Here is a 20,213-nt window from a genome sequence, read left to right as displayed (position 1 = left end):
CATGAAGCGACCTCGGGCCGTGCTCATCGGCCCGCCGGGCTCGGGCAAGACCACGGTCGGCCGGGCGCTGGCCGACCGGCTCGGCGCGGCGTTCCGCGACACCGACGCCGATGTGGAGGCCACGGCGGGCAAGCCGATCAGCGAGATCTTCATCGACGACGGCGAGGAGCGCTTCCGCGCCCTGGAACGGGAGGCGGTGGCCGCCGCGCTGGCCGAGCACGAGGGCGTGCTGGCGCTGGGCGGCGGCGCGATCCTCGATGCGGGGACCCAGCGGCTGCTGGCCGGCCACACCGTGGTCTACCTGCAGGTGGGGCTGTCGGAGGCGGTCAAGCGCGTCGGGCTGGGCGCGGCCCGCCCGCTGCTGGTGCTCAACCCGCGCAGCCAGTTGCGCAAGCTGATGGAGCAGCGGCGGCCGATCTATGAGCGGCTGGCGACGATCACCGTGGACACCGACGGCCGCGAGACGGCCGAGGTCGTCGACGAGCTGGCCGCCGCGCTGACCGAGGAGGCCCCGTGAGCGCCACCAGGATCACCGTGCGCGGCGAAAGCCCCTATGAGGTCGTCATCGGCACCGGCGTGCTGGAGGAGCTGCCCGGCCTGCTGGGGGAGAAGGTCCGCACCGTCGCCGTGGTGCACGATGAGGCCCTGCCGGAGATCGCCGGGCCGGTGTGCAAGGCGCTGGAGGAGGCCGGCTACACCGCATGCCCGCTGCCGGTTCCCAGCGGCGAGGCCGCCAAGGAGATCGGCGTGCTGGCCGGGCTGTGGTCGGACTTCGCCCGCCTGGGCGTCACCCGCAGCGATGCGGTCGTCGGCGTCGGCGGCGGCGCCACCACCGACCTGGCCGGGTTCGCCGCCGCCTCCTGGCTGCGCGGCGTGCGGGCGGTGCTCGTCCCCACCACCCTGCTGGGCATGGTGGACGCCGCGGTCGGCGGCAAGACCGGCATCAACATCGCCGAGGGCAAGAACCTGGTGGGCGCCTTCCACCCCCCCTCCGGGGTGTTGTGCGAGCTGTCGGCGCTGGCGACCATGCCGCACCAGGACTACATCAGCGGCCTGGCCGAGGTCATCAAGGCCGGGTTCATCGCCGACCCGAAGATCCTGGAGCTGGTGGAGGCCGACCCGGCCGGCGCCGCCTCGCCCACCGGGACGCACACCCGCGAGCTGGTCGAGCGGGCCGTGCGCGTCAAGGCCGAGGTCGTCTCGGCCGACCTGCGCGAAAGCGGGCTGCGGGAGATCCTCAACTACGGCCACACCTTGGGACACGCCATCGAGAAGGCCGAGGACTACCGCTTCCGGCACGGCCATGCGGTCGCCATCGGCATGGTCTACGCCGCCGAGCTGGCCCGTCTGACCGGGCGGCTGGATGCGGCGACCGTCGAGCGGCACCGCACGGTCTTGACCTCCGTGGGGCTGCCGACCGGTTACCGGGCCGACGCCTGGCCCGCGCTGCGCGAGGGCATGCGGGTGGACAAGAAGGCGCGGGGCGCCACGCTGCGCCTGGTGGTGCTGGACGGCCTGGCCCGCCCCGGCCGCCTGGAGGGCCCCGCCGACGAACTGCTGGCCGCCGCCTACAAGGAGATCGCCGAGTGAGACACGTCCTGGTGCTCAACGGTCCCAACCTGCGTCGTCTCGGCACCCGCGAGCCGGATGTGTACGGCGTGCAGACGTTCGCGGACCTGGAGGCGTTGTGCCGGGAGACCGGCCGCCGGCTGAGCCTGCACGTCGATGTGCGGCAGACCGACGACGAGGCCGAGATGATCAGGTGGGTGCACGAGGCGGCCGACTCCCGGCTGCCGATCGTGATCAACCCGGCGGCCTTCACCCACTACTCCTATGCGCTGCGCGACGCCCTGGCCCAGCGCACCGCGCCGCTGGTGGAGGTGCACATCTCCAACCCGGCCGCCCGTGAGGAGTTCCGCCACAACTCCGTGGTCGCCGGCGTCGCCGACGGCACCATCGCCGGTTTCGGCCTGTACTCCTATGTCCTGGCGCTGCAGGCCGTCGCCGAGATGCTGGCCAGGGAAGAGGCCCGCTGAGTAAGCTCCCGCTTATGCTGCGGCGGCGGGACAAGATTTTGTGCGGGATCTACGCGGTCATCGCCGCCGGTGCGCTGATCGCCACCTGGTCGCAGAACATCCGCTTCTTCCTCCAGGACGGCAACGGCGGGCTCGTGGGCTTCCTGGAGGGCGCCTGGGCCAACCCGGCCGCCGCCTCGCTGTCCAACGACGTGGTGTTCGTGGCGCTGGCCGCGGTGGTGCTCATGGTGAACGAGGCGCGCCGGTGGGGCGTCCGCCACGTGTGGGCGTATGTGATCGGCTCGGCGCTCATCGCCATCAGCGTCACCTTCCCGCTGTTCCTCATCGCCCGCCAGCTGCGCATCGCCGCCCGCCGGGCCGAAGCGGCCGCCTCCGCCTGACGGTCCGGCCGCGCCGTCAGCGGTCCCGGACGGCGGCGCGGGTCAGTTCCTTGAGCTCGGCGACCACGTCGTCGAGCGGCCGCACGTCGCGGTGCGCCCGGCACAGCAGGGTGGCGCCCTCCACCGCCGCCACGATCAGCCGGGCCAGCCGGGCGGCCCGCGCGTCGGGGATGCCCGCGTTGGCCAGGCCGGTGGCCAGCGTGTCCTGCCAGCGGTCGAACACCGCCGCGGCGGCCTCGGCCAGCTGCGGGACCTCGTCGTGGCACTCGACGGTGACGGCCGCCACCGGGCAGCCGGCCCGGAACCCGCTTTTGATCAGCACCCCGCGCCACCAGCCCACGAAGGCGTCCACGGCGGCGGCCGGGTCGCCGCCCTCCATGGCCTTTTCGATGCCGGCGTTGAGGAACTCGCCGGCGTACCGCACCGCCTCCTGGGCCAGCTGCACCTTGCCGCCGGGGAAGTGGTGGTAGATCGACCCGCGCGGCGCCCCGCTGTGCGCGATGACGTCGCGGAACCCCGTCCCGCTGTAGCCGCGCTCACGGAACAGGTAGGCGGCGCTGCGCACCATGCGCTCCCGGCTGTCGGTTGCCATGGTCATTGATTATGACATTCGTCATAGGGATGTCGACTTGACCATGACGAGTGTCATAGGAAAACGTGTCTATGACGGTCGTCATACAGAGAGGGCGGTGACATGGCGGACACGCGGCAGCGGGACGGCCTGCAGCGGCTCCGGGAGCCGTGCGCGCAGGGCGCCGCGCGGCTGGGCGGCGTGGGCGGACCGCGCCGCGAGGGAACCGCCGTCCACCGCCGGGGCCGCATCACCGGCGGGGCGGGCGGGCCGGCGGCGCACGGGACCGCCACCCGCATGATCTTCTCGCCGGCCGCCTCCCAGTAGGGTCGTGGGGACCGCCTGGGAAGGAGAGAGCGGCATGATCGATCTGCAGCGCGACGGAGACGTGCTCGTCCTGCGGCTGGAGGAGGGGGAGAACCGCTTCAGCCCCGGATTCCTGGACGGCGTGCTGGAGGCCCTGGACGCCGCGGAGAAGGCCGAGGGACCGCGCGCGCTCGTCACCGTCGGGGCCGGCAAGTTCTACTCCAACGGGCTGGACCTGGACTGGCTCGGCGCCAACCGCGACAAGCTCGGCGACTATCTGCGGCGGGTGCAGGAGATGTTCGCCCGGCTGCTGGAGCTGCCCATGCCCACCGTGGCGGCCGTCAACGGTCACGCCTTCGCCGGCGGCGCCATGCTGGCGCTGTGCCACGACTTCGCCGTCATGCGCACCGACCGCGGCTTCTTCTGCCTGCCCGAGGTCGACCTGGGCATGAACTTCACCCCCGGCATGAGCGCCCTCATCCAGGCCAGGCTGCCCAAGGTCACCGCGCACGAGGCGATGATCACCGGACGCCGCTACACCGCGCAGGAGGCGCTGGCGGCGGGGATCGTCTCCCAGGCCGTCCCCGAGGAGCAGGTACTGCCGGCCGCGCTGGAGCGGGCGGCGGGACTGGCGGGCAAGGACGGGCCGACCGTCGCCAAGATCCGCACCCGCATGTACGCCCAGGTCCTGGAGGCGCTGCGGGGCCCACTGTCGTGACGGGGAAACGGCGGGCTACGCTCGTCGTTCACATGCTGAACCAGATTCGGTTTACACCGGGGAGGAACGCCGGATGCGCATCGGGATGTCACTGAGCTACTCGGGCGGCTTCAAGGAGACCGTGGAGGAGCTGGCCGACTACGAAAAGGCCGGCCTGGACATCGTGTTCGTCGCCGAGGCCTACAGCTTCGACGCCGTCAGCCAGCTCGGCTACATCGCGGCCAAGACCGAACGCCTGCAGATCGCCTCCGGCATCCTGCCGATCTACACCCGGACCCCCACCCTGCTGGCGATGACCGCGGCCGGCCTGGACTACGTCTCCGACGGCCGCTTCACCCTCGGCCTGGGCGCCTCCGGCCCCCAGGTCATCGAAGGCTTCCACGGCCTGCCCTACACCGCCCCCCTGGGCCGCACCCGCGAGGTCATCGAGATCTGCCGCCAGGTCTGGAAGCGCGAGCGCGTCCAGTTCCAGGGCAAGTACTACCAGCTGCCGCTGCCGCCGGAGAAGGGCACCGGACTGGGCAAGCCGCTCAAGCTGATCAACCACCCGGTCCGCGAGCGCATCCCGGTGCTGATCGCCGCCATCGGCCCCAAGAACGTGGAGATGGCCGCCGAGATCGCCGAGGGCTGGCTGCCGATCTTCTACATGCCGGAGAAGGCCGCCGACGTGTGGGGCGAGGCGCTGGCGGCCGGCAAGGCCAAGCGCGACCCCTCCCTGGGCGAACTGGACGTGGTGGCCTCCGCCCCGCTGGCCATCGGCGACGACGTCGAGGGCTACCTGGAGTTCGGCCGTCCCATGCTCGCCCTCTACATCGGCGGCATGGGCGCCAAGGGCAAGAACTTCTACAACGACCTGTGCCGCCGCTACGGCTGGGAGAAGGAGGCCGAGGAGATCCAGGACCTGTACCTGTCGGGCAAGAAGGACGAGGCCGCCGCCAAGGTCCCGCTGGAGCTGCTGCGCAGCACCTCCCTGATCGGGCCGGAGTCCTACGTCAAGGAGCGGCTGGCCGCCTTCAAGGAGTCGGGCGTCACCACGCTCAACGTCACCCCGATCGCCGGTGACCACAAGGCCCGCGTGGCCCTGATCGAGAAGATCAAGGAGCTGGCCGCCGAGGTCTGAGATCGCCAGGCGCCGAGAGCCGCCCGGTCACCGGCGCCGGTGACCGGGCGGCCCCGGTGCGCAGGCGGTTTCACCTCCTCCCCGGCCGGGGTAGGCGGACCGACGATCCCGTCCGGCCGAGGACGGGCGATCGCAGAGAAAGAACCGGAACTTCGATGAGCGATCTCCACGCCGAGCGCCGGCGGCGGCTGGCCGGACTGGTCGCCGCCGACGGCCACGACGCCGCGCTGATCACCCGCCTGGTGAACGTGCGCTACCTGACCGGGCTGGCCAGCTCCAACGCCGCGCTGCTGGTGCCCGCCGACGGGGAGGCGGTGCTGGCCACCGACTCCCGCTACGCCGGCACCGCCGCCGCGCTCTGCCCCGGCCTGGAGACCGTCATCGACCGCGACACCGCCGGGACGCTGCTGAAACGGGCCGCCGGCGCGGGAGTGCGCACGCTGGCCTTCGAAGCCCACGACCTGACCGTGGAACGGCACGCCGAACTGACCGAGAAGGCCGGGGAGGGCACGTCCCTGGTCCCGCTCGGCCGCCGGGTCGAGCAGCTGCGCACGGTCAAGGACGAAAGCGAGATCGCCCTGCTGCGGCAGGCGTGCGCCATCACCGACGAGGCCTTCGCGGCCGTGCTGCCGCTGATCCGGCCCGGCCTCACCGAACGGCAGCTGGCGGTGGAACTGGAACGGCGCATGGTGGACCTGGGCGCCGAAGCGCCGGCCTTCGAGTCGATCGTGGCCGCCGGCCCCAACGGCGCGATCCCGCACCACCGCCCCGGCGATCGCCCCCTGGCCGAAGGCGACCTGGTCACCATGGACTTCGGCGCCCGCTGCGGCGGCTACCACGCCGACATGACCCGCACCGTGGCCATCGGCCGCGTCGCCGACTGGCAGCGCGAGATCTACCAGCTGGTCGCCGCGGCCCAGCGCGCCGCGCTGCAGGCCATCGTCCCCGGCGCCGACGTCCACGACGTCGACGCCGCCGCCCGGAACATGATCGACGAGGCCGGGCACGGCGCCGACTTCCCGCACGGGCTCGGGCACGGAGTGGGCCTGGAGATCCATGAGGCGCCGCTCTTGGGGTACGGCAAGACCGGTAAACTGAGCGGTCGGGTTCCGATCACCGCCGAGCCCGGGGTGTACCTTGCGGGCCGGGGCGGAGTCCGCATCGAGGACACCCTGGTGGTCCGGGCGGACGGGCCCGAGATCCTCACCAAGACGACCAAGGACCTGCTCGTGGTGTGACACCGGCCGCCCGGCCGGGGCCGGCGGGCGGGGCCGCGACCGGGAGAAGCACCGTGACCACCACGAACGACCTGAAGAACGGCATGACGCTGAACCTCGACGGCCAGCTGTGGACCGTCCTGGAGTTCCAGCACGTCAAGCCAGGCAAGGGCGGCGCGTTCGTGCGCACCAAGCTCAAGAACGTGCTCTCCGGCAAGGTCGTGGACAAGACCTTCAACGCCGGTGTCAAGGTCGAGGTCGCCAGCGTCGACAAGCGCGAGATGCAGTACCTGTACCGTGAGGGCGAGGACTTCGTCTTCATGGACACCGAGACCTACGACCAGCCGCACATCCCGGCGGCCACCGTGGGGGACGCGGCCAACTACCTGCTGCCCGAGCAGACCGCGGTGGTGGCCTTCCACAACGAGACCCCGCTGTATGTGGAGCTGCCCGCCGCGGTGGTGCTGGAGGTCACCCACACCGAGCCGGGCCTGCAGGGCGACCGCTCCACCGGCGGCACCAAGCCCGCCACCTTGGAGACCGGGGCCGAGATCCAGGTGCCGCTGTTCATCACCACCGGCGAGAAGGTCAAGGTCGACACCCGCACCGGCGAGTACCTCGGCCGGGCCTGATGACAGCCGAAGGCGGCGGCGCGGCGGAAGACCACCCGCCGCGCCCTGCAGGCGGTGAGCCGTTGAGCGGAGCGAGGTAATGGCAGCACGCACCAAGGCCCGCAAGCTGGCCCTGGACATCCTGTACGCCGCCGAGATGCGCGGCGAGCGGCCCACCGACGTGCTCGCCCAGCGCGGCCGTCCCAACACCGACGAGATCTCCGCCCGCGAGCACGCCGTCCGGCTGATCGAGGGCGTGCAGGAGCACCGGGAGCGGATCGACGAGCTGCTGGCCACCTACGCCACCGGCTGGACGCTGGACCGCATGCCGGCCGTCGACCGCAACCTGTTGCGGCTGGGCGCCTATGAGCTGCTGTGGGTCGACGACGTGCCCGACGGCGTGGCCATCGCCGAGGCGGTGGCACTGGCCACCGAGCTGTCCACCGACGAGTCCCCCCGCTTCGTCAACGGGCTGCTGTCCCGGCTGCAGCGGCTCAAGCCGTCCCTGGCCCTGTAGGCGCGGTCTAGGGTGGTGTCATGACCGACACCATCGGCGGCGCCGGAGATGTGATCATGGGCACTCGGGGAAGCGGACGGGTGCGGACCGCCGTGCTGTGGCAGGCGCTGCGCCGCACGGTGGACGAGCTGGCGAGCACCAGGCCGGGCGGCCTGGAAGTGATCGACGCCGGCGGCGGCACCGGCGGCCTGGCCGTTCCGCTGGCCTCCCTGGGGCACAAGGTGACGGTGGTGGACGCCAGCCCCGATGCGCTGGCCGCCCTGGAACGCCGCGCCGCCGAGGCGGGCGTCGCCGTGGCGTCGGTGCAGGGCGACGCCGGCGACCTGCTGGACCTGATCGGCCCCGGGCGGGCCGACCTGGTGCTGTGCCACAGCGTGCTGGAGTACACCGACGACCCGGCCGCGGTGATGGCCGCGCTGGCCGGCACGGTCCGCCCCGGCGGGGCGGTCAGCGTGCTGGTGGCCGGCCGGCTCGCCGCCGCCGTGCACCGCGCCCTGACCGGCCACTTCGATCAGGCCCGCCGGGCGCTGACCGACCCGGCCGGCCGGTGGGGTGAGCGCGACCCGGTGCCGCTGCGCTTCACCCGGCAGACGCTGACGGAGCTGGCCGAGGGCGCCGGGCTGCGCGTGGCCGAGCTGCAGGGGGTGCGGATCTTCGCCGACCTGGTGCCGGGGGCGCTGCTGGACGGCGAGGCGGAGGCCGTGCAGTCGCTGATCGAGCTGGAGACGGCCGCGTCCGTCCACCCGGTGCTGCGCGATCTGGCCACCCAGCTGCATCTGCTGGCCCGCAAGTAGCCCGGCTACCCTCGATCGGGTGAGCCGCAAGCAGCAGCTGCCCCGCCCGGGGCCGCCGCCCGGCCCGCCGGCCGACGACACCGGCTGCGGCATCCTGCACGTCGACATGGACGCCTTCTACGTCAGCGTCGAGCTGCGGGAACGTCCCCAGCTGCGCGGGCGCCCGGTGATCGTGGGCGGGACCGGCGGACGCGGGGTGGTCGCCTCCGCCTCCTATGAGGCCCGCGCCTTCGGGGTGCACTCGGCGATGCCCATGGCCCGGGCCCGGCGGTTGTGCCCGCAGGCGGTGGTGCTGCCGCCCCGGCACGAGGTCTACGCCCGCGTCTCCGCCGAGATCATGGAGATCTTCCGGGCCGTCACCCCGCTGGTGGAGCCGCTGGCCCTGGATGAGGCGTTCTTGGACGTCAGCGGGGCGCGCCGGCTGCTGGGCCGGCCGGCGGAGATCGGCCGGCGCATCCGCGCGCAGGTCGCCGCGCAGCAGGGCATCACCTGCTCGGTGGGGGTGGCCGCCACCAAGTTCGTCGCCAAGCTGGCCTCCACCCGCTGCAAGCCCGACGGCCTGCTGGTGGTGCCCACCGAGCAGGTGGTGGAGTTCCTGCACCCGCTGCCGGTGGCCGTGCTGTGGGGAGTGGGGGAGCGCACCGAGCAGCGGCTGCGCCGCCTGGGCCTGCGGACCGTGGGGGACCTGGCCCGCTACCCGGTGGCGGCGCTGCGCCGCGAGCTGGGCGATGCGCTGGGCGAGCACTTGCACGAACTGGCCTGGGGACGCGACCGGCGGCCGGTCACCCCGCACTCGCCCGACAAGAGCATCGGCGCCGAGGAGACCTTCGAACGCGACATCGCCGACCCCGAGCTGATCCGGCGGGAGCTGCTGCGGCTGTCGGAACGGGTCGGGGCGCGGCTGCGGGCCGCCGGGCTCGCCGGCCGGACCATCGGCGTCAAACTGCGCACCGACCGGTTCCGCACCCTGACCCGGGCCCGCACCTTGGACGAGCCCACCGATCTCTCCCGGGTGATCTACCTCACCTCGTGTGAGTTGTACGAGGCCGCAGGGCTGAGGGGGGTGCCGCTGCGGCTGGTGGGCGTCCGTGTGGAGAACCTCACTCCACCCGGGCGCACCCCGCGGCAACTGGCCTTGGACGAGGCGGAAAACTCCTGGCGGGAGGCCGAACGCGCGGTGGACCAGGTGGTCCGGCGCTTCGGCAAGGGAATGGTCCGTCCCGCCTCGCTCGTCGACCGGCCCGGCGGGCGTGGCGACAACTGTGACGGAAGTGACGTGAGAGCTTAAAGAGGTTGTCGAGGCTACCCGCCGATGACCTCACGGTGGAGGTTTCCTTTCGAACACTCGTTGGGCCTCGTATTGTGGGCATATCACCGTTGAGTTCTCCGTCCGTCATCGGGATCCCCGATGCGGGGCTGTCGTTGGGAGGCGCCGTGCCGCTCTCTGAGCACGAGCAGCGTCTGCTCGACCAGATCGAGCGGGCGTTGTACGCCGAGGATCCGAAGTTCGCGCACGCCGTCCGCGCCAAGGATCCTCAGGTGCATTACAAGCGCCGGATCGTCAAGGCGGTCCTCGGTTTCGTGCTGGGCGTGGTGGTGTTGATGACGGGCCTGGTCATCAACGCGGGCACCGCCACGATCGTGGTCAGCGTCGCCGGCTTCCTGCTCATGGTGCTCTGCTGCGTGTGGGGCCTGACCAGCTGGAAGCGCATGGCGGGCATCGGCACCGACCCCGATTCGGCCGCCCGCCCGCGCCTGGGCGGCGTCCGCCGGCCGGCTCGGGGCGGCTTCATGGAGCGCCTGGAGGAGCGCTGGCGCCGCCGCATGGAGGGCCAGTGACCCTTGCCGGCCGCCGCCCGTGAACGGCCGGCCGCAGAACCCTCCTCATCTCAAGCATTCCCAGCGCCCCGAGAACACCGGGTCCCGCCGCGGATCCGCCATGCCTTCCCGGGGCCGCTTCGTCTGCGCGGCATGCCCGCCCTGCGCAGGCGGTCTGCGCCGGCTCGGCGGACGTCCCCATCAGCGACGCCTCGCACCCGTCACCTCCGCCCGCAAGACTCATCTCCGCCCGCAAGGCGCCGTCCACCGCGGGCGTCCAAAGGCTCAAGCGCCGGGCGCTTGACGCGCGACGCAGAGCGCCCCTTCCGGCGGGCGGGCGATCAGCGACGGAAGACGCGGCGCAAGACCACGCCCAACCGGCGAGCATCGAAGCGCCCCAGATCGGCCGCGAACCGTGCGGCGCCCTCCCGCAGGCCCTCCATCGTCGAGGGCGGGGCCAGCCGGGCCCGCCAGCGGGTGCGCCGGTCCACCGCCGCCCCGAACGCCTCCCGCACGATCCGGATGTCTTCGCCCAGGGTGTCGGCGGGGGCGGGGACGCGCGCATAGCGGGCCCGCTCCTCTGCCCTGGCCAACCGCTCCAGCGCGGCGACGGCCGGTGAACCCGGCTCCAGCGTCCGGCTCAGCCGGCGCGCGGTGGCCCGGGGGCTTTCACCGGACCGCCAGGCCAGGCCGTGATCGATGGCCTCGGCGCGCAGCTCCCGCCAGGCGGCGTGCGCGGCCGCACCCGGATCGGACGGCGCCTGGCCCCCGCCCCGTCCGCCGCCTGCGAGCCGCCGCCCGGCGGCGCCGGCCGGCGCCACCTGCGCCCAGCGCCGCCGCCGCGCCAGCGACCGGGCGGCCATCGGGGCGCTCAGGACCAGCGCCGTCAGCAGGCCGGCGGCGATCCAGCCGAACGGACCGCCGCCGTCTGCGGCATCGGCCGCCATCTCCCGCCCGGCCTGCGGGGCGTCCCGGTCGGCGAGACGGCCGGCGCCGGGCGTGGCGTCCGGGGTCTGCGCGGCCTGAGAGGGGGAGGGCTCGGCGGCGTCCGGGGCACTGGCCTGCGGCTGCCGGTTGTCCTCGCCGCTTTCCCGGGTGTAGGAGGGGACGGTGGCGCTGCCCTGCCCGCCGGGCCCGGCCGGGGTCGGCTCGAACCGCACCCAGCCGGCGCCCTCGAAGTACAGCTCCGGCCAGGCGTGCGCGTCCCGGGAGCGGACCACCCAGCGTCCGTCGGGGGCCTGCGTCCCGGAGGTGTACCCCATGGCGACTCGGGCCGGGATGCCCAGCAGCCGGGCCATCAACGCCATCGACGCCGCGAACTGCTCGCAGTACCCCCGCCTGTTGACCAGCAGGAAGTCCACCAGGTCAGAGGTCGCCCGGGGCGCGATCGCGCTGGTGTCGTAGACGAACCGGTCGCCGGTGGTGAACCAGCGCTGCAGCCGGCGCGCCTGCTCGTACTGCGACCGGGCCCCGGCGGTGATCTGCTCGGTCAACCGCCGCACCTGTGGGGGGAGGTCACCGGGCACCCCCAGGTACCGGCGCAGCACCTCCGCGGCGGGGGAGGGGGCCTGGGCCAGCTGCCGGGGAGTGGGCTCGGCGCGCAGGCTGGAGACCGTGTAGGTGCGTCCGGCGGCCTCGTCGCGCAGCGAGTAGATCATCAGCGACGGCGCGTGCACCCGCCAGTCGCCGCCGATCGACACCATGGCCGGCGCATAGGGGACCGGCAGGAAGTTCATGTTCCGTACGTGCGAGGCCACCGAGATCCGCGTGGTGACCGGGCGGCTGCGCACGGCCGACAAACCGGGCGGGGCCGGCAGGGGGCGGCCTTCGGTGATCCGGTCGCGCGGCGAGCTCTGCAGCGGGCTGTAGGTCCAGTGGTCCCCGTCGAACCGGTCGAGCGCGAACAGCCGCAGATAGTCGGGGGCTTGGTCGTCGGTGCGGTAGACGAGCACGACCTCGTCGCTTTGGCGGGTCAGCTCCCGCTTCAGGCTGACCAACGGATCGGGGGTGGTCACCGTCTGTGAGCCGCTCTCCCCGGCGCCGGCGCCCAGCCCGAACGGCCCGCGCGGGTGCACCCCCGGCACCACGGTGGGCACCGCCACCGCGATCGCCACCGCCGCCAGCCCCACCCGGTTGCCCGAGGAGGCCATCGGATGCGGCCGGATCCGCCGCGCCGCCGCGGAGCGGGGCGGCACCGGCCTGCCCCAGGCGCGCGTCTGCTCCCGGGAGTCGATCAGCAGCAGCCACAGGAACCCGGCGGCGCCCAGCGCGAACGCCACCCAGCTCAGGCTTTCCTCGCGGATCGCGGCGGGCACGCTGTAGAGCGCCAGCAGCGGCAGCCCGGCCGCGGCGGCCCGGCGCAGCCGCACCGCCAGCAGGTCCACCATGACGGCCACCGCGCCGATGCCCGAGGTGGCCAGCAGCTCGATGCCCGGCCCCGGCGGCACCGGCGCCGCGTACCGGTTGGCCGTCTCCCACCCCTCGCCGGCCAGCTCGGCGAGCCGGGCCAGGGACGCGGGCGTGGGCACTGCGCCCAGCAGCGCCTGGCCGGGGGCGTACCGCAGGGTGAGGTAGGCCAGCAGGAAGAACAGGGCGACCGGCGAGTCGGCCACCGCCGGCAGCCGCAGCCGGCGCGACAGCGCGCCCGCCGCCGCCACCGTCGCGATGGCGCCCACCCCCGACCAGGCCCAGCCGGTCCCCTCGAACAGGGGATAGAGCCCGATCGAGCTCAGCAGCGTCGCCACCGCGGCGACGATCGTCAAATGCACGCGCATGAGCGGCTCCCGTCCCCCTGAACGCCGTCGGGCCTTACGGACTGCTTCGGGCCTGCCGGCGGGGCGCCCGGTCGGCGGCGATCCAGGCGGCGGGCAGCTCGGCGGCCGAGGCGACCACCGTCACCTGCCAGCCCGCGGCGCGCAGCAGCCGGGCGGCCCGGTCGCTCGGGCGGCGCCGGTCACCGGATTGATCCACCATGATCGCCACATGGGCGGCGGCGCCGCGCCGCAGCGCCGCCAGCGCCTGCGCCTCCTGCTCCTCCAGCGCGCCGAGCACCGCGATGACCGGTCCTGCGCCGTTTTCGCCCGGACCGCCGCCGGTCAGCTCGGCCAGGCCGCGGTTCAGCGAGCTCCTCTTGGAGGGCCGCACCCCGGCCAGCAGGTCCAGCAGCGCGCTTTCGAAGGCGGCCGAGGCCTCCAGCGACCGCCCGGCGTCGGTGACCAGCCGCAGCCCCACCCCGGCCCGGCTCAGATGCACGCCCACCGAGGCGGCGATCGACACCGCCTGCTCGAACGACCCGGCCGGCCCCTCCCCGGGGTGCGCGCGGGCCCGGGTGTCCAGCAGCAGCGTGCCGCTGTCGCGCCGGTGCCGCTCCTCGCGGCGCACCATCAGCTCGCCGCGGCGCGCGGTCGACCGCCAGTGCACCCGCCGCAGGTCGTCGCCGTGCCGGTACTCCCGGGGCGCCACATCGTCCTCGCCGGAGCCGGCCAGCGCGCGGGCCGGGCTGTCGCCGCCTCCGCCCCATCCGCCCGGCGGCCGCCCGGCCGGCAGCTCCACCACCTGCGGGGTGACGGTCAGCCGGTCCGCCACGCTGAAGGAGCGGACCAGCTCCACCAGCCCGAACGGGTCGGCCAGCCGCACCGTCAGCGGGCCCACCCGGTGACGTCCGCGCACCTGCGAGCGCACCCGGTAGCTCAGCTCGCGCGACCCCTGCGGCTCGATCCGCTCGATCACGAACCGGGCCCGCCCGCCCAGGGCGTACGGCACCCGGTCCTCCACCAGCAGCAGCCCGCTGGGCAGCCGCGAGACGTTCTGCAGCCGCAGGTCCACCCGGGCCTCGTGCCCCACCGGCACCCTGGCGGGCGCCAGCCGCCGGGCGCACACCAGCCGGTAGCGGGTCCGCGCGACCATCACCGCCGACAGCAGCGGCAGCACCAGCACCAGCATCCCGGCGCGCAGCAGGTCCCGCTCCCCGAGCACGAACGCGCACACGATCGCGGTCACCCCGGCGGCCATGAAGGACCTGCCGCGCGTGGTCAGGCCGCTGAGCGTTCTCCTCACGTCCGCATTCTCCCGTCGCCGAGCCGCCGCCGGGCCGGCTCAGCGGCGCGGACCGGGCACCGGCAGCCGTTCCACCAGGGCGGCCACCACCTGCTCGGGGGTGCGCCGCTCCAGCAGCGCCTCGGGGGTCGGCAGCAGCCGGTGCGCCAGCACCGGGACGGCCAGCGCCTGCAGGTCGTCGGGCACCACATAGTCGCGGTCGTCGAGCGCGGCGTAGGCACGGGCCGCCCGCACCAGCTGCAGCGTCGCCCGGGGCGAGGCGCCCAGCCGCAGATCCGGGTGCTTGCGGGTGGCGGTGATCAGGTCGATGGCGTACTGGCGCACCCCCGGCGACAGGTGAACCTGGCGGATCGCCTCGGCCAGGGCGCGCACGTCGTGGGCGTGCGCCACCGGGGTCAGCCGCTCCAGCGGCGAGGACCGCCCATGGGAGTCGATCATCTCCAGCTCGGCGGCCGGGTCCGGGTAGCCCATGGAGATCCGGGCGGTGAACCGGTCCCGCTGGGCCTCCGGCAGCGGGTAGGTGCCCTCCATCTCCACCGGGTTCTGGGTGGCGATCACCATGAACGGCGACTCCAGCGGGTAGGTGGCGCCGTCCACCGTGACCTGCCGTTCCTCCATGCACTCCAGCAGCGCCGACTGGGTCTTGGGGGAGGCCCGGTTGATCTCGTCGCCGACCACGATGTTGGCGAAGACCGGGCCGGGTTTGAACTCGAACTCGCCCCGTTCGGCGTTGTAGGCGCTCACCCCGGTGATGTCGCTGGGCAGCAGGTCGGGGGTGAACTGCACGCGCCGCACCGAGCAGTCGATGGACCGCGCCAACGCCTTGGCCAGCAGCGTCTTGCCCACGCCCGGCACGTCCTCGATCAGCAGGTGCCCCTCGGCCAGCAGCACCGTCAGCGCCAGCCGGACGGCCCGGGGCTTGCCTTCCACGACCGACTCCACGGCGTTGCGGATCTTGGTTGCGATCTGCACCAGATCGTCCAGCCCTACGCCGCCGTTTCGGGACGCTTCGGGGGCGGGTGCGGGGGGATTCACATATGACTCGCCATGCGTCCCTACTGACACAAACCCTCCTCCGCCACCCCTGCCGCGGTGCCGACCACCGGATAAGGACCGCCGGCCCTGGATGTGGTCTCCTGCGAGGCGATGCACATGCTTTTTGTCTGGCTTAACGACAGTACGTCGTCCGGTCGTTCCGCCGCGATGTTTCATGCGCGGCGGGAGAGTCACCATTCTGCCGCTCCGCGGCGAGTCCGTGGGGATCGGCACAGCCAGGGGACTTGGCCGTTTTGTTCGCGCACTCGCCATGCCCGCCTTCTGCGCCCTCGCTTGGCGCCGTGCCGGGCCGGGAGGCCGCCGGGGAGGGCCGCTGCGGGGCCCGGCCGTGCACCACTTCTCACCACCCCCTTTTGAGCTGCGGTTTTGTCGCCTGAGACGCAATGAGACACGGGTTTAGGCAGTTGACGGTGGGGAGGAGTGGAGTAGAGTGGAGCCGCGTGGGGGGCCGGTCGCGCCCTACGCGGCGCGGGGAGGTGGGCCGGTGTTTCTGGGCACCCATACTCCGCGTCTTGATGAGAAGGGACGGCTGTTCCTGCCGGCGAAATACCGCGAGGAGTTGTCGGGGGGATTGGTGATCACGAAGGGCCAGGAACGCTGCCTCTACGTCTTCCCCGTGGCAGAGTTCCAGCGCATCACCGAGGCCCTGCGCACCGCACCGCTCACCGACAAGGCCCTGCGGGCCTACAGCCGGGTCTTCTTCGCCGGCGCCTGTGACGAGGTCCCCGACAAGCAGGGGCGCATCACCATACCGCCGGCGCTGCGGGCCTACGCCGGTCTCGAGCGGGACTGCGCCGTCATCGGGGCCAACACCCGTCTGGAGATCTGGGACGCCCGGGCGTGGCAGAAGTACCTGGAGGCCCAGGAGCCCGCCTTCGCGGATCTGTCGGAGGAGGTGATGCCCGGGATCTTGTGATCGTTCCTGCGCCGGTCGCAACAGACCGGCACGGCCGACGTTCGGCCAGGTCTCCAGCCGCTCTCCGGTCAGCTGACGCAGCTTCCCCGGTGTCAGGTGACGCTCGCCTCCGCGGTGACGCGGCGGCCTCCCATATCAGGGCAGCGGATGGGGACCTGGCCGGACGAGGTGGCCGGTTCTCGGGGGCACCCACGGGACACGGCGACCCCGCACCGACGGGGCCGGGACGGTGAGCCGTCGCATCATGCGGCCACCGAGTCCTCGTGCGAGCCGTGGCCGACTGTGGCGGTACAAGGGGGGGTAAGGACGTGCAGGACAGCGCTTGCGCGGCGCAGGCCGGCCACATACCGGTACTGCTCGACCGCGTCCTGTCCCTGCTGGCCCCCGCCGTCGAATCCGCCCCCGCCGGGCGCGACCCGCTCTATGTCGACGCCACCTTGGGAATGGGCGGCCATGCCGAGGCCATGCTGCAGGCGCATCCGAGACTGCGCCTGATCGGGCTGGACCGCGACCCCTCCGCCATCGAACGCGCCGGCCGCCGCCTGGCGCGTTTCGCCGACCGCGTGCGCCTGGTGCACGCCGTCTACGACGAGCTTCCCCGCGTGCTGGCGGAGCTGGGCGAGCCGCACGCCGAGGCGATCCTGTTCGACCTGGGAGTCTCCTCCCCCCAGCTGGATGAGGCCGAACGCGGCTTCGCCTACTCCTACGACGCCCCGCTGGACATGCGGATGGACCCCACCCAGCCGCTGACCGCCGCCGACGTGGTCAACGGCTACCCGCCCGAGGAACTGGCCCGCATTCTGCGCGAGTACGGCGAAGAACGCCACGCCCGGCGCATCGCCGCCGCGATCGAACGCGAACGCCGCCGCGCGCCGCTGCGCTCCACCGGGCGGCTGGCCGAGCTGGTGCGCCAGGCCATCCCCGCACCGGCCCGCCGCAGCGGCGGCAACCCCGCCAAACGGACTTTCCAAGCACTGCGCATCGAGGTCAACGGCGAACTGGCGATCTGGGAGCGGGCGCTGCCGGCCGCTTTGCAGGCGCTGCCCGTCGGCGGCCGGGTGGCGGTGCTGTCGTACCACTCGCTGGAGGACCGCATCACCAAGCGGGTGCTGACGGCCTGCAGCACCGACACCACCCCGCCGGGACTGCCCGTCTCGCTGCCGGAGCACCGGCCGACCTTCCGGCTGCTGACCCGGGGCGCCGAGACGCCCGGCGAGGAGGAGATCACGGCCAACCCGCGCGCCGCCTCGGCCCGGCTGCGCGCGGCCGAGCGAATCGGCGAGCCGGTCGCCGCACCGGCGGGTCCAGGAGGCAGGGCATGACCACGACCACCGACCCCGGGTCGCGCCCCACCCGGCGCCCGTCCCGGCGTCCGGCCCGCTCCGGCCGGGCCGTTTCCCAGCGCCCGCACGCCGCCCCGCCGCAGCGGCGGCCCCGCGCCGGGGAACGGGCCGCCCGGGACGGACGACGGGCCGAGGAGTGGGGGCCGGCGCGGCCGGCGGCCCCGCCGCGGACTCCGTTCGTGCTGCTGATCATCGGGTTGCTCGCCGGCGCGCTGGTCAGCCTGCTGCTGCTGAACACGGTGCTCGCCCAGGACGCCTTCGAGCTGAGCCGGCTGCAGCGCAACGTCAAGCTGCTCCAACAGGAAAAGCAGGCCATGGAAAGCGAGATCGCCCGCGAGGAGTCCCCCGAGCGCCTGGCCCGCAAGGCCGAGAACCTCGGCATGGAGCAACCCACCCAGGTCGCCTTCATCGACCCGCACACCCGCCGGGTGGTGGGCGGCGGCCTGCGGCCCGTCCCGCACGCCGCGGCCGCCGCGGCCGCGGCGGCGGGCGCCCTCGGGGTGCCCGGCGCGGTCATCCCGGGCGGTGAGGCGGCCTCCGCGGCCACCCGACCGTGATCGCCGGGGGCAGCGCATGACGACCCGTCCGGGAGGTTCTCCGAGCGGCGGCAGGCGATCTCCGCGCAACCGCGGCGACGACGGCGCCGGCCCGCCCCGCGTCTCCGGACGGCGGGGCGGCCGCCCGCCCGCCGGCGGCGACCGCGTCGGCCGATCCGACCGTGCCGGCCGGGANNNNGCCGCCCGGCGCGGCCCGGCGGCCGACTCCGCCCCCGTCCGCCCCGCCGCCAGGGACCGGCGGTCCTCCGGCGCGGCGGGCCGGACGCCGTCCGCCGCCCGGCGCCCGGCGCGCACCGAGGCGGCGTCCGTCCGCAGGCTCCCGACCGCCTCCACCGGACGTCCGGGCCGGTCCCGCAGGACCTCCGGCGGCGGCCCGCGCCGCCCCCGCCCGTCCTTCCGCCGCGCCGACCCGATGCGCCGGCTGAACGCCGGGCTGCTGGCCATCGCGTTCGTGCTGTCGCTGTTCGCCGGACGGCTGGTGCAGCTGCAGACCATCGACTCGGAGGTCTACACCGCCCGGGCCCTGCAGCAGCGGCTGCACAAGCTGGAGCTGCCGGCGGTGCGCGGCGACATCACCGACGCCGAGGGCCACCCGCTGGCCAAGACCGTGGAGGCCCGCGCGGTCTTCGCCGACCCGCACCTGATCAAGCCCGAACAGCGGCAGAGGATCGTCTCGGCGCTGGCGCCGCTGCTGGGGCTGGAGGCCGACTGGCTGCTCAAGAAGATCAGCACCCCCAACAGCCGGTTCGTCTACCTGGCCCGGGGCATCGCCCCCGACCAGGGCCGGATGGTGGAGGCGCTGCGCCTGCCCGGCATCGACACCCTCCCCGAATACCGGCGGATCTACCCCAACGACGACCTGGCCGCCGGCGTCATAGGTTTTGTGAACCGAGACGGCAAGGGCGGCGCCGGGCTGGAGTGGGCGCTGGACTCCCAGCTGGCCGGCAAGGACGGCTGGCAGCGCGTGGAGATCAGCCCCACCGGCCAGCACATCCCCATGGGGCAGGACAGCAAGCAGCCGCCGGTGCCCGGCAAGGGCGTGCGGCTGACGCTGCTGCGCGACCTGCAGGCCCACGCCCAGCAGGCGATCGAAAAGCAGGTCAAGGCCACCGGGGCCGACAACGGCAGCGTCATCGTCATGGAGCCCCGCACCGGGCGGATCCTGGCCATGGCCTCCGCCCCCGGATACGACCCCAACCGCTACAGCGAGGCCGACAACTGGCGCAACCCGGTCGTCGAGGACGCCTACGAGCCGGGCAGCACCAACAAGGTCATCACCGCCGCCGCCGTGCTGGAAAAGGGCGGGGTGACGCCCGACACGGTGTACCGGGTACCTTACTCCATCCGCCGCTATGACCGGGTCTTCCACGATTCCAGCCCGCACCCCACCCGGCGGATGACCTTCGCCGGCGTGCTGGCCAAGTCCAGCAACGTCGGCACCATCCTGGCCAGCGAGACCATCACCGACCAGGAGCTGTACGGCTACCTGCGCGCCTTCGGGTTCGGCGAGAAGACCGGGGTGGGCCTGCCGGGCGAGACCCCCGGCCAGCTCAAGCCGCCCTCCCAGTGGTCGGGCACCGACCGCTACCCCATCTCCTTCGGCCAGACCGTCTCGGTGAACGCGCTGCAGATGGCCAGCGTGTACGCCACCATCGCCAATGGCGGGGTCCGCGTCACGCCCACCCTGGTCGCCGGCACCATCGGCCCCGACGGCCGCTTCACCCCCTCCCCCGAGCCGGCCCGGCGGCGGGTGATCAGCGAGCGCACGGCCGATGAGATCATCCGCATGCTGGAGGGCGCCACCGGCGCCGAGGGCACCGCCCCGGCCGCCGCCATCCCCGGCTACCGGGTGGCCGGCAAGACCGGCACCGCCGAGATCGTCAACCCGCGCTGCGGCTGCTACAAGGGCGGCGGCTACACCGCCTCCTTCGCCGGATTCGCCCCCGCCGACGACCCGCAGCTGGTGGTCCAGGTCGTCCTGCAGAAGCCGACGAAGGGAAGCCACTATGGTGGCGACATCGCCGCGCCGGTGTTCCGGGACGTGATGTCCTTTGCGTTGAAGACCCGGAAGATCCCGCCCACCGGGGGAACGGCGCCGAAGATCAGAATCTACGCCCGAGACTGACCACGATCGGTACGGTGAGCGAGTATCTTCCCGCCGTGTCGCCGTAGCGACGTCCGGCCCGCTGACCGCCGC

The 20,213-nt window shown here is 73.5% G+C and carries 21 protein-coding genes; 17 read left to right on the top strand and 4 right to left on the bottom strand.

The features are described 5' to 3' along the window. The first annotated feature begins 1 nt into the window (after position 1). From BUE48_RS14580 to BUE48_RS14565, 4 genes are read left to right on the top strand one after another with little or no spacing between them, the layout of a single operon-like run. A complete protein-coding gene (locus BUE48_RS14580) occupies positions 2-517 on the top strand; it encodes a shikimate kinase (RefSeq protein WP_012853278.1) in 516 nt (171 codons plus the stop codon). Then, positions 514-1,590, top strand: a complete 1,077-nt coding sequence (gene aroB, locus BUE48_RS14575; RefSeq protein WP_012853277.1) for a 3-dehydroquinate synthase — start codon at positions 514-516, stop codon at positions 1,588-1,590. Before BUE48_RS14580 ends, aroB begins: the two co-directional genes overlap by 4 nt. Continuing rightward, the gene (gene aroQ, locus BUE48_RS14570; protein ID WP_012853276.1) at positions 1,587-2,036 is read left to right on the top strand and encodes a type II 3-dehydroquinate dehydratase; all 450 of its coding nucleotides are present in this window, start codon (positions 1,587-1,589) and stop codon (positions 2,034-2,036) included. The genes aroB and aroQ overlap by 4 nt, the downstream gene beginning before the upstream one ends. A gap of 14 nt (positions 2,037-2,050) precedes the next feature. Next, on the top strand, positions 2,051-2,416 hold the full coding sequence (locus BUE48_RS14565; RefSeq protein WP_286990136.1) for a DUF2834 domain-containing protein: 366 nt from the start codon (positions 2,051-2,053) through the stop codon (positions 2,414-2,416). A gap of 16 nt (positions 2,417-2,432) precedes the next feature. Here the strand turns inward: BUE48_RS14565 and BUE48_RS14560 are convergent, their stop codons facing one another. Further along, complete coding sequence (locus BUE48_RS14560) at positions 2,433-3,008, bottom strand: TetR/AcrR family transcriptional regulator (RefSeq protein ID WP_041441887.1); 576 nt, start codon at positions 3,006-3,008, stop codon at positions 2,433-2,435. A 102-nt stretch (positions 3,009-3,110) separates the two neighbouring features. On the opposite strand from BUE48_RS14560, the gene BUE48_RS14555 reads away from it, so the two are divergent. The 9 genes from BUE48_RS14555 to BUE48_RS14515 all read left to right on the top strand — a co-directional run bounded on the left by BUE48_RS14555 (position 3,111) and on the right by BUE48_RS14515 (position 10,109). Beyond that, positions 3,111-3,314 (top strand): hypothetical protein, encoded by a 204-nt coding sequence (locus BUE48_RS14555; protein ID WP_012853273.1) that lies wholly within the window; start codon positions 3,111-3,113, stop codon positions 3,312-3,314. Between the two features lie 34 nt (positions 3,315-3,348). Next, positions 3,349-4,011: an enoyl-CoA hydratase/isomerase family protein gene (locus tag BUE48_RS14550; RefSeq protein ID WP_012853272.1), complete on the top strand. Its 663-nt coding sequence runs from the start codon at positions 3,349-3,351 to the stop codon at positions 4,009-4,011. A gap of 73 nt (positions 4,012-4,084) precedes the next feature. Beyond that, positions 4,085-5,131 (top strand): LLM class F420-dependent oxidoreductase, encoded by a 1,047-nt coding sequence (locus BUE48_RS14545; RefSeq protein WP_286990134.1) that lies wholly within the window; start codon positions 4,085-4,087, stop codon positions 5,129-5,131. Positions 5,132-5,286: 155 nt separating this feature from the next. Next, positions 5,287-6,369, top strand: coding sequence for a M24 family metallopeptidase (locus BUE48_RS14540; protein ID WP_012853270.1), 1,083 nt, complete (start codon positions 5,287-5,289; stop codon positions 6,367-6,369). Positions 6,370-6,422: 53 nt separating this feature from the next. Then, on the top strand, positions 6,423-6,980 hold the full coding sequence (gene efp / locus BUE48_RS14535) for an elongation factor P (RefSeq protein WP_012853269.1): 558 nt from the start codon (positions 6,423-6,425) through the stop codon (positions 6,978-6,980). Positions 6,981-7,059: 79 nt separating this feature from the next. Then, complete coding sequence (gene nusB, locus BUE48_RS14530; protein ID WP_012853268.1) at positions 7,060-7,476, top strand: transcription antitermination factor NusB; 417 nt, start codon at positions 7,060-7,062, stop codon at positions 7,474-7,476. Positions 7,477-7,496: 20 nt separating this feature from the next. After that, positions 7,497-8,270, top strand: coding sequence for a methyltransferase (locus BUE48_RS14525; RefSeq protein WP_012853267.1), 774 nt, complete (start codon positions 7,497-7,499; stop codon positions 8,268-8,270). Positions 8,271-8,289: 19 nt separating this feature from the next. Further along, on the top strand, positions 8,290-9,558 hold the full coding sequence (locus BUE48_RS14520) for a DNA polymerase IV (protein ID WP_012853266.1): 1,269 nt from the start codon (positions 8,290-8,292) through the stop codon (positions 9,556-9,558). 146 nt (positions 9,559-9,704) lie between these two features. Further along, positions 9,705-10,109: an SCO2097 family morphological protein gene (locus tag BUE48_RS14515; RefSeq protein WP_012853265.1), complete on the top strand. Its 405-nt coding sequence runs from the start codon at positions 9,705-9,707 to the stop codon at positions 10,107-10,109. Positions 10,110-10,429: 320 nt separating this feature from the next. Here BUE48_RS14515 and BUE48_RS14510 read toward each other — a convergent pair whose 3' ends face one another. From BUE48_RS14510 to BUE48_RS14500, 3 genes are read right to left on the bottom strand one after another with little or no spacing between them, the layout of a single operon-like run. Next, positions 10,430-12,862, bottom strand: coding sequence for a transglutaminase TgpA family protein (locus BUE48_RS14510; RefSeq protein ID WP_286990131.1), 2,433 nt, complete (start codon positions 12,860-12,862; stop codon positions 10,430-10,432). Between the two features lie 34 nt (positions 12,863-12,896). After that, positions 12,897-14,144 (bottom strand): DUF58 domain-containing protein, encoded by a 1,248-nt coding sequence (locus tag BUE48_RS14505; RefSeq protein ID WP_012853263.1) that lies wholly within the window; start codon positions 14,142-14,144, stop codon positions 12,897-12,899. A 39-nt stretch (positions 14,145-14,183) separates the two neighbouring features. Continuing rightward, positions 14,184-15,209 (bottom strand): AAA family ATPase, encoded by a 1,026-nt coding sequence (locus BUE48_RS14500; protein ID WP_502694614.1) that lies wholly within the window; start codon positions 15,207-15,209, stop codon positions 14,184-14,186. Between the two features lie 475 nt (positions 15,210-15,684). Between BUE48_RS14500 and mraZ the strand changes: the two genes are divergently transcribed. From mraZ to BUE48_RS14480, 4 genes are all read left to right on the top strand, one after another. Next, positions 15,685-16,116 carry a division/cell wall cluster transcriptional repressor MraZ gene (mraZ, locus tag BUE48_RS14495; RefSeq protein ID WP_012853261.1) on the top strand — a complete coding sequence of 144 codons (432 nt, stop codon included), beginning with the start codon at positions 15,685-15,687 and terminating at the stop codon, positions 16,114-16,116. A 308-nt stretch (positions 16,117-16,424) separates the two neighbouring features. Beyond that, entirely contained in the window at positions 16,425-17,438 is a 1,014-nt protein-coding gene (gene rsmH / locus BUE48_RS14490) for a 16S rRNA (cytosine(1402)-N(4))-methyltransferase RsmH (RefSeq protein ID WP_012853260.1), read from the top strand. Then, entirely contained in the window at positions 17,435-18,016 is a 582-nt protein-coding gene (ftsL, locus tag BUE48_RS14485) for a cell division protein FtsL (protein ID WP_012853259.1), read from the top strand. Before rsmH ends, ftsL begins: the two co-directional genes overlap by 4 nt. A gap of 412 nt (positions 18,017-18,428) precedes the next feature. Beyond that, positions 18,429-20,141 (top strand): peptidoglycan D,D-transpeptidase FtsI family protein, encoded by a 1,713-nt coding sequence (locus tag BUE48_RS14480; RefSeq protein ID WP_483754781.1) that lies wholly within the window; start codon positions 18,429-18,431, stop codon positions 20,139-20,141. The last annotated feature ends 72 nt before the right edge of the window (positions 20,142-20,213 follow it).

Source organism: Thermomonospora sp. CIF 1, from assembly GCF_001896795.1.
GTDB classification, from domain to species: Bacteria; Actinomycetota; Actinomycetes; order Streptosporangiales; family Streptosporangiaceae; genus Thermomonospora; species Thermomonospora curvata.
This window is presented reverse-complemented; position numbering and strand designations above follow the sequence as displayed.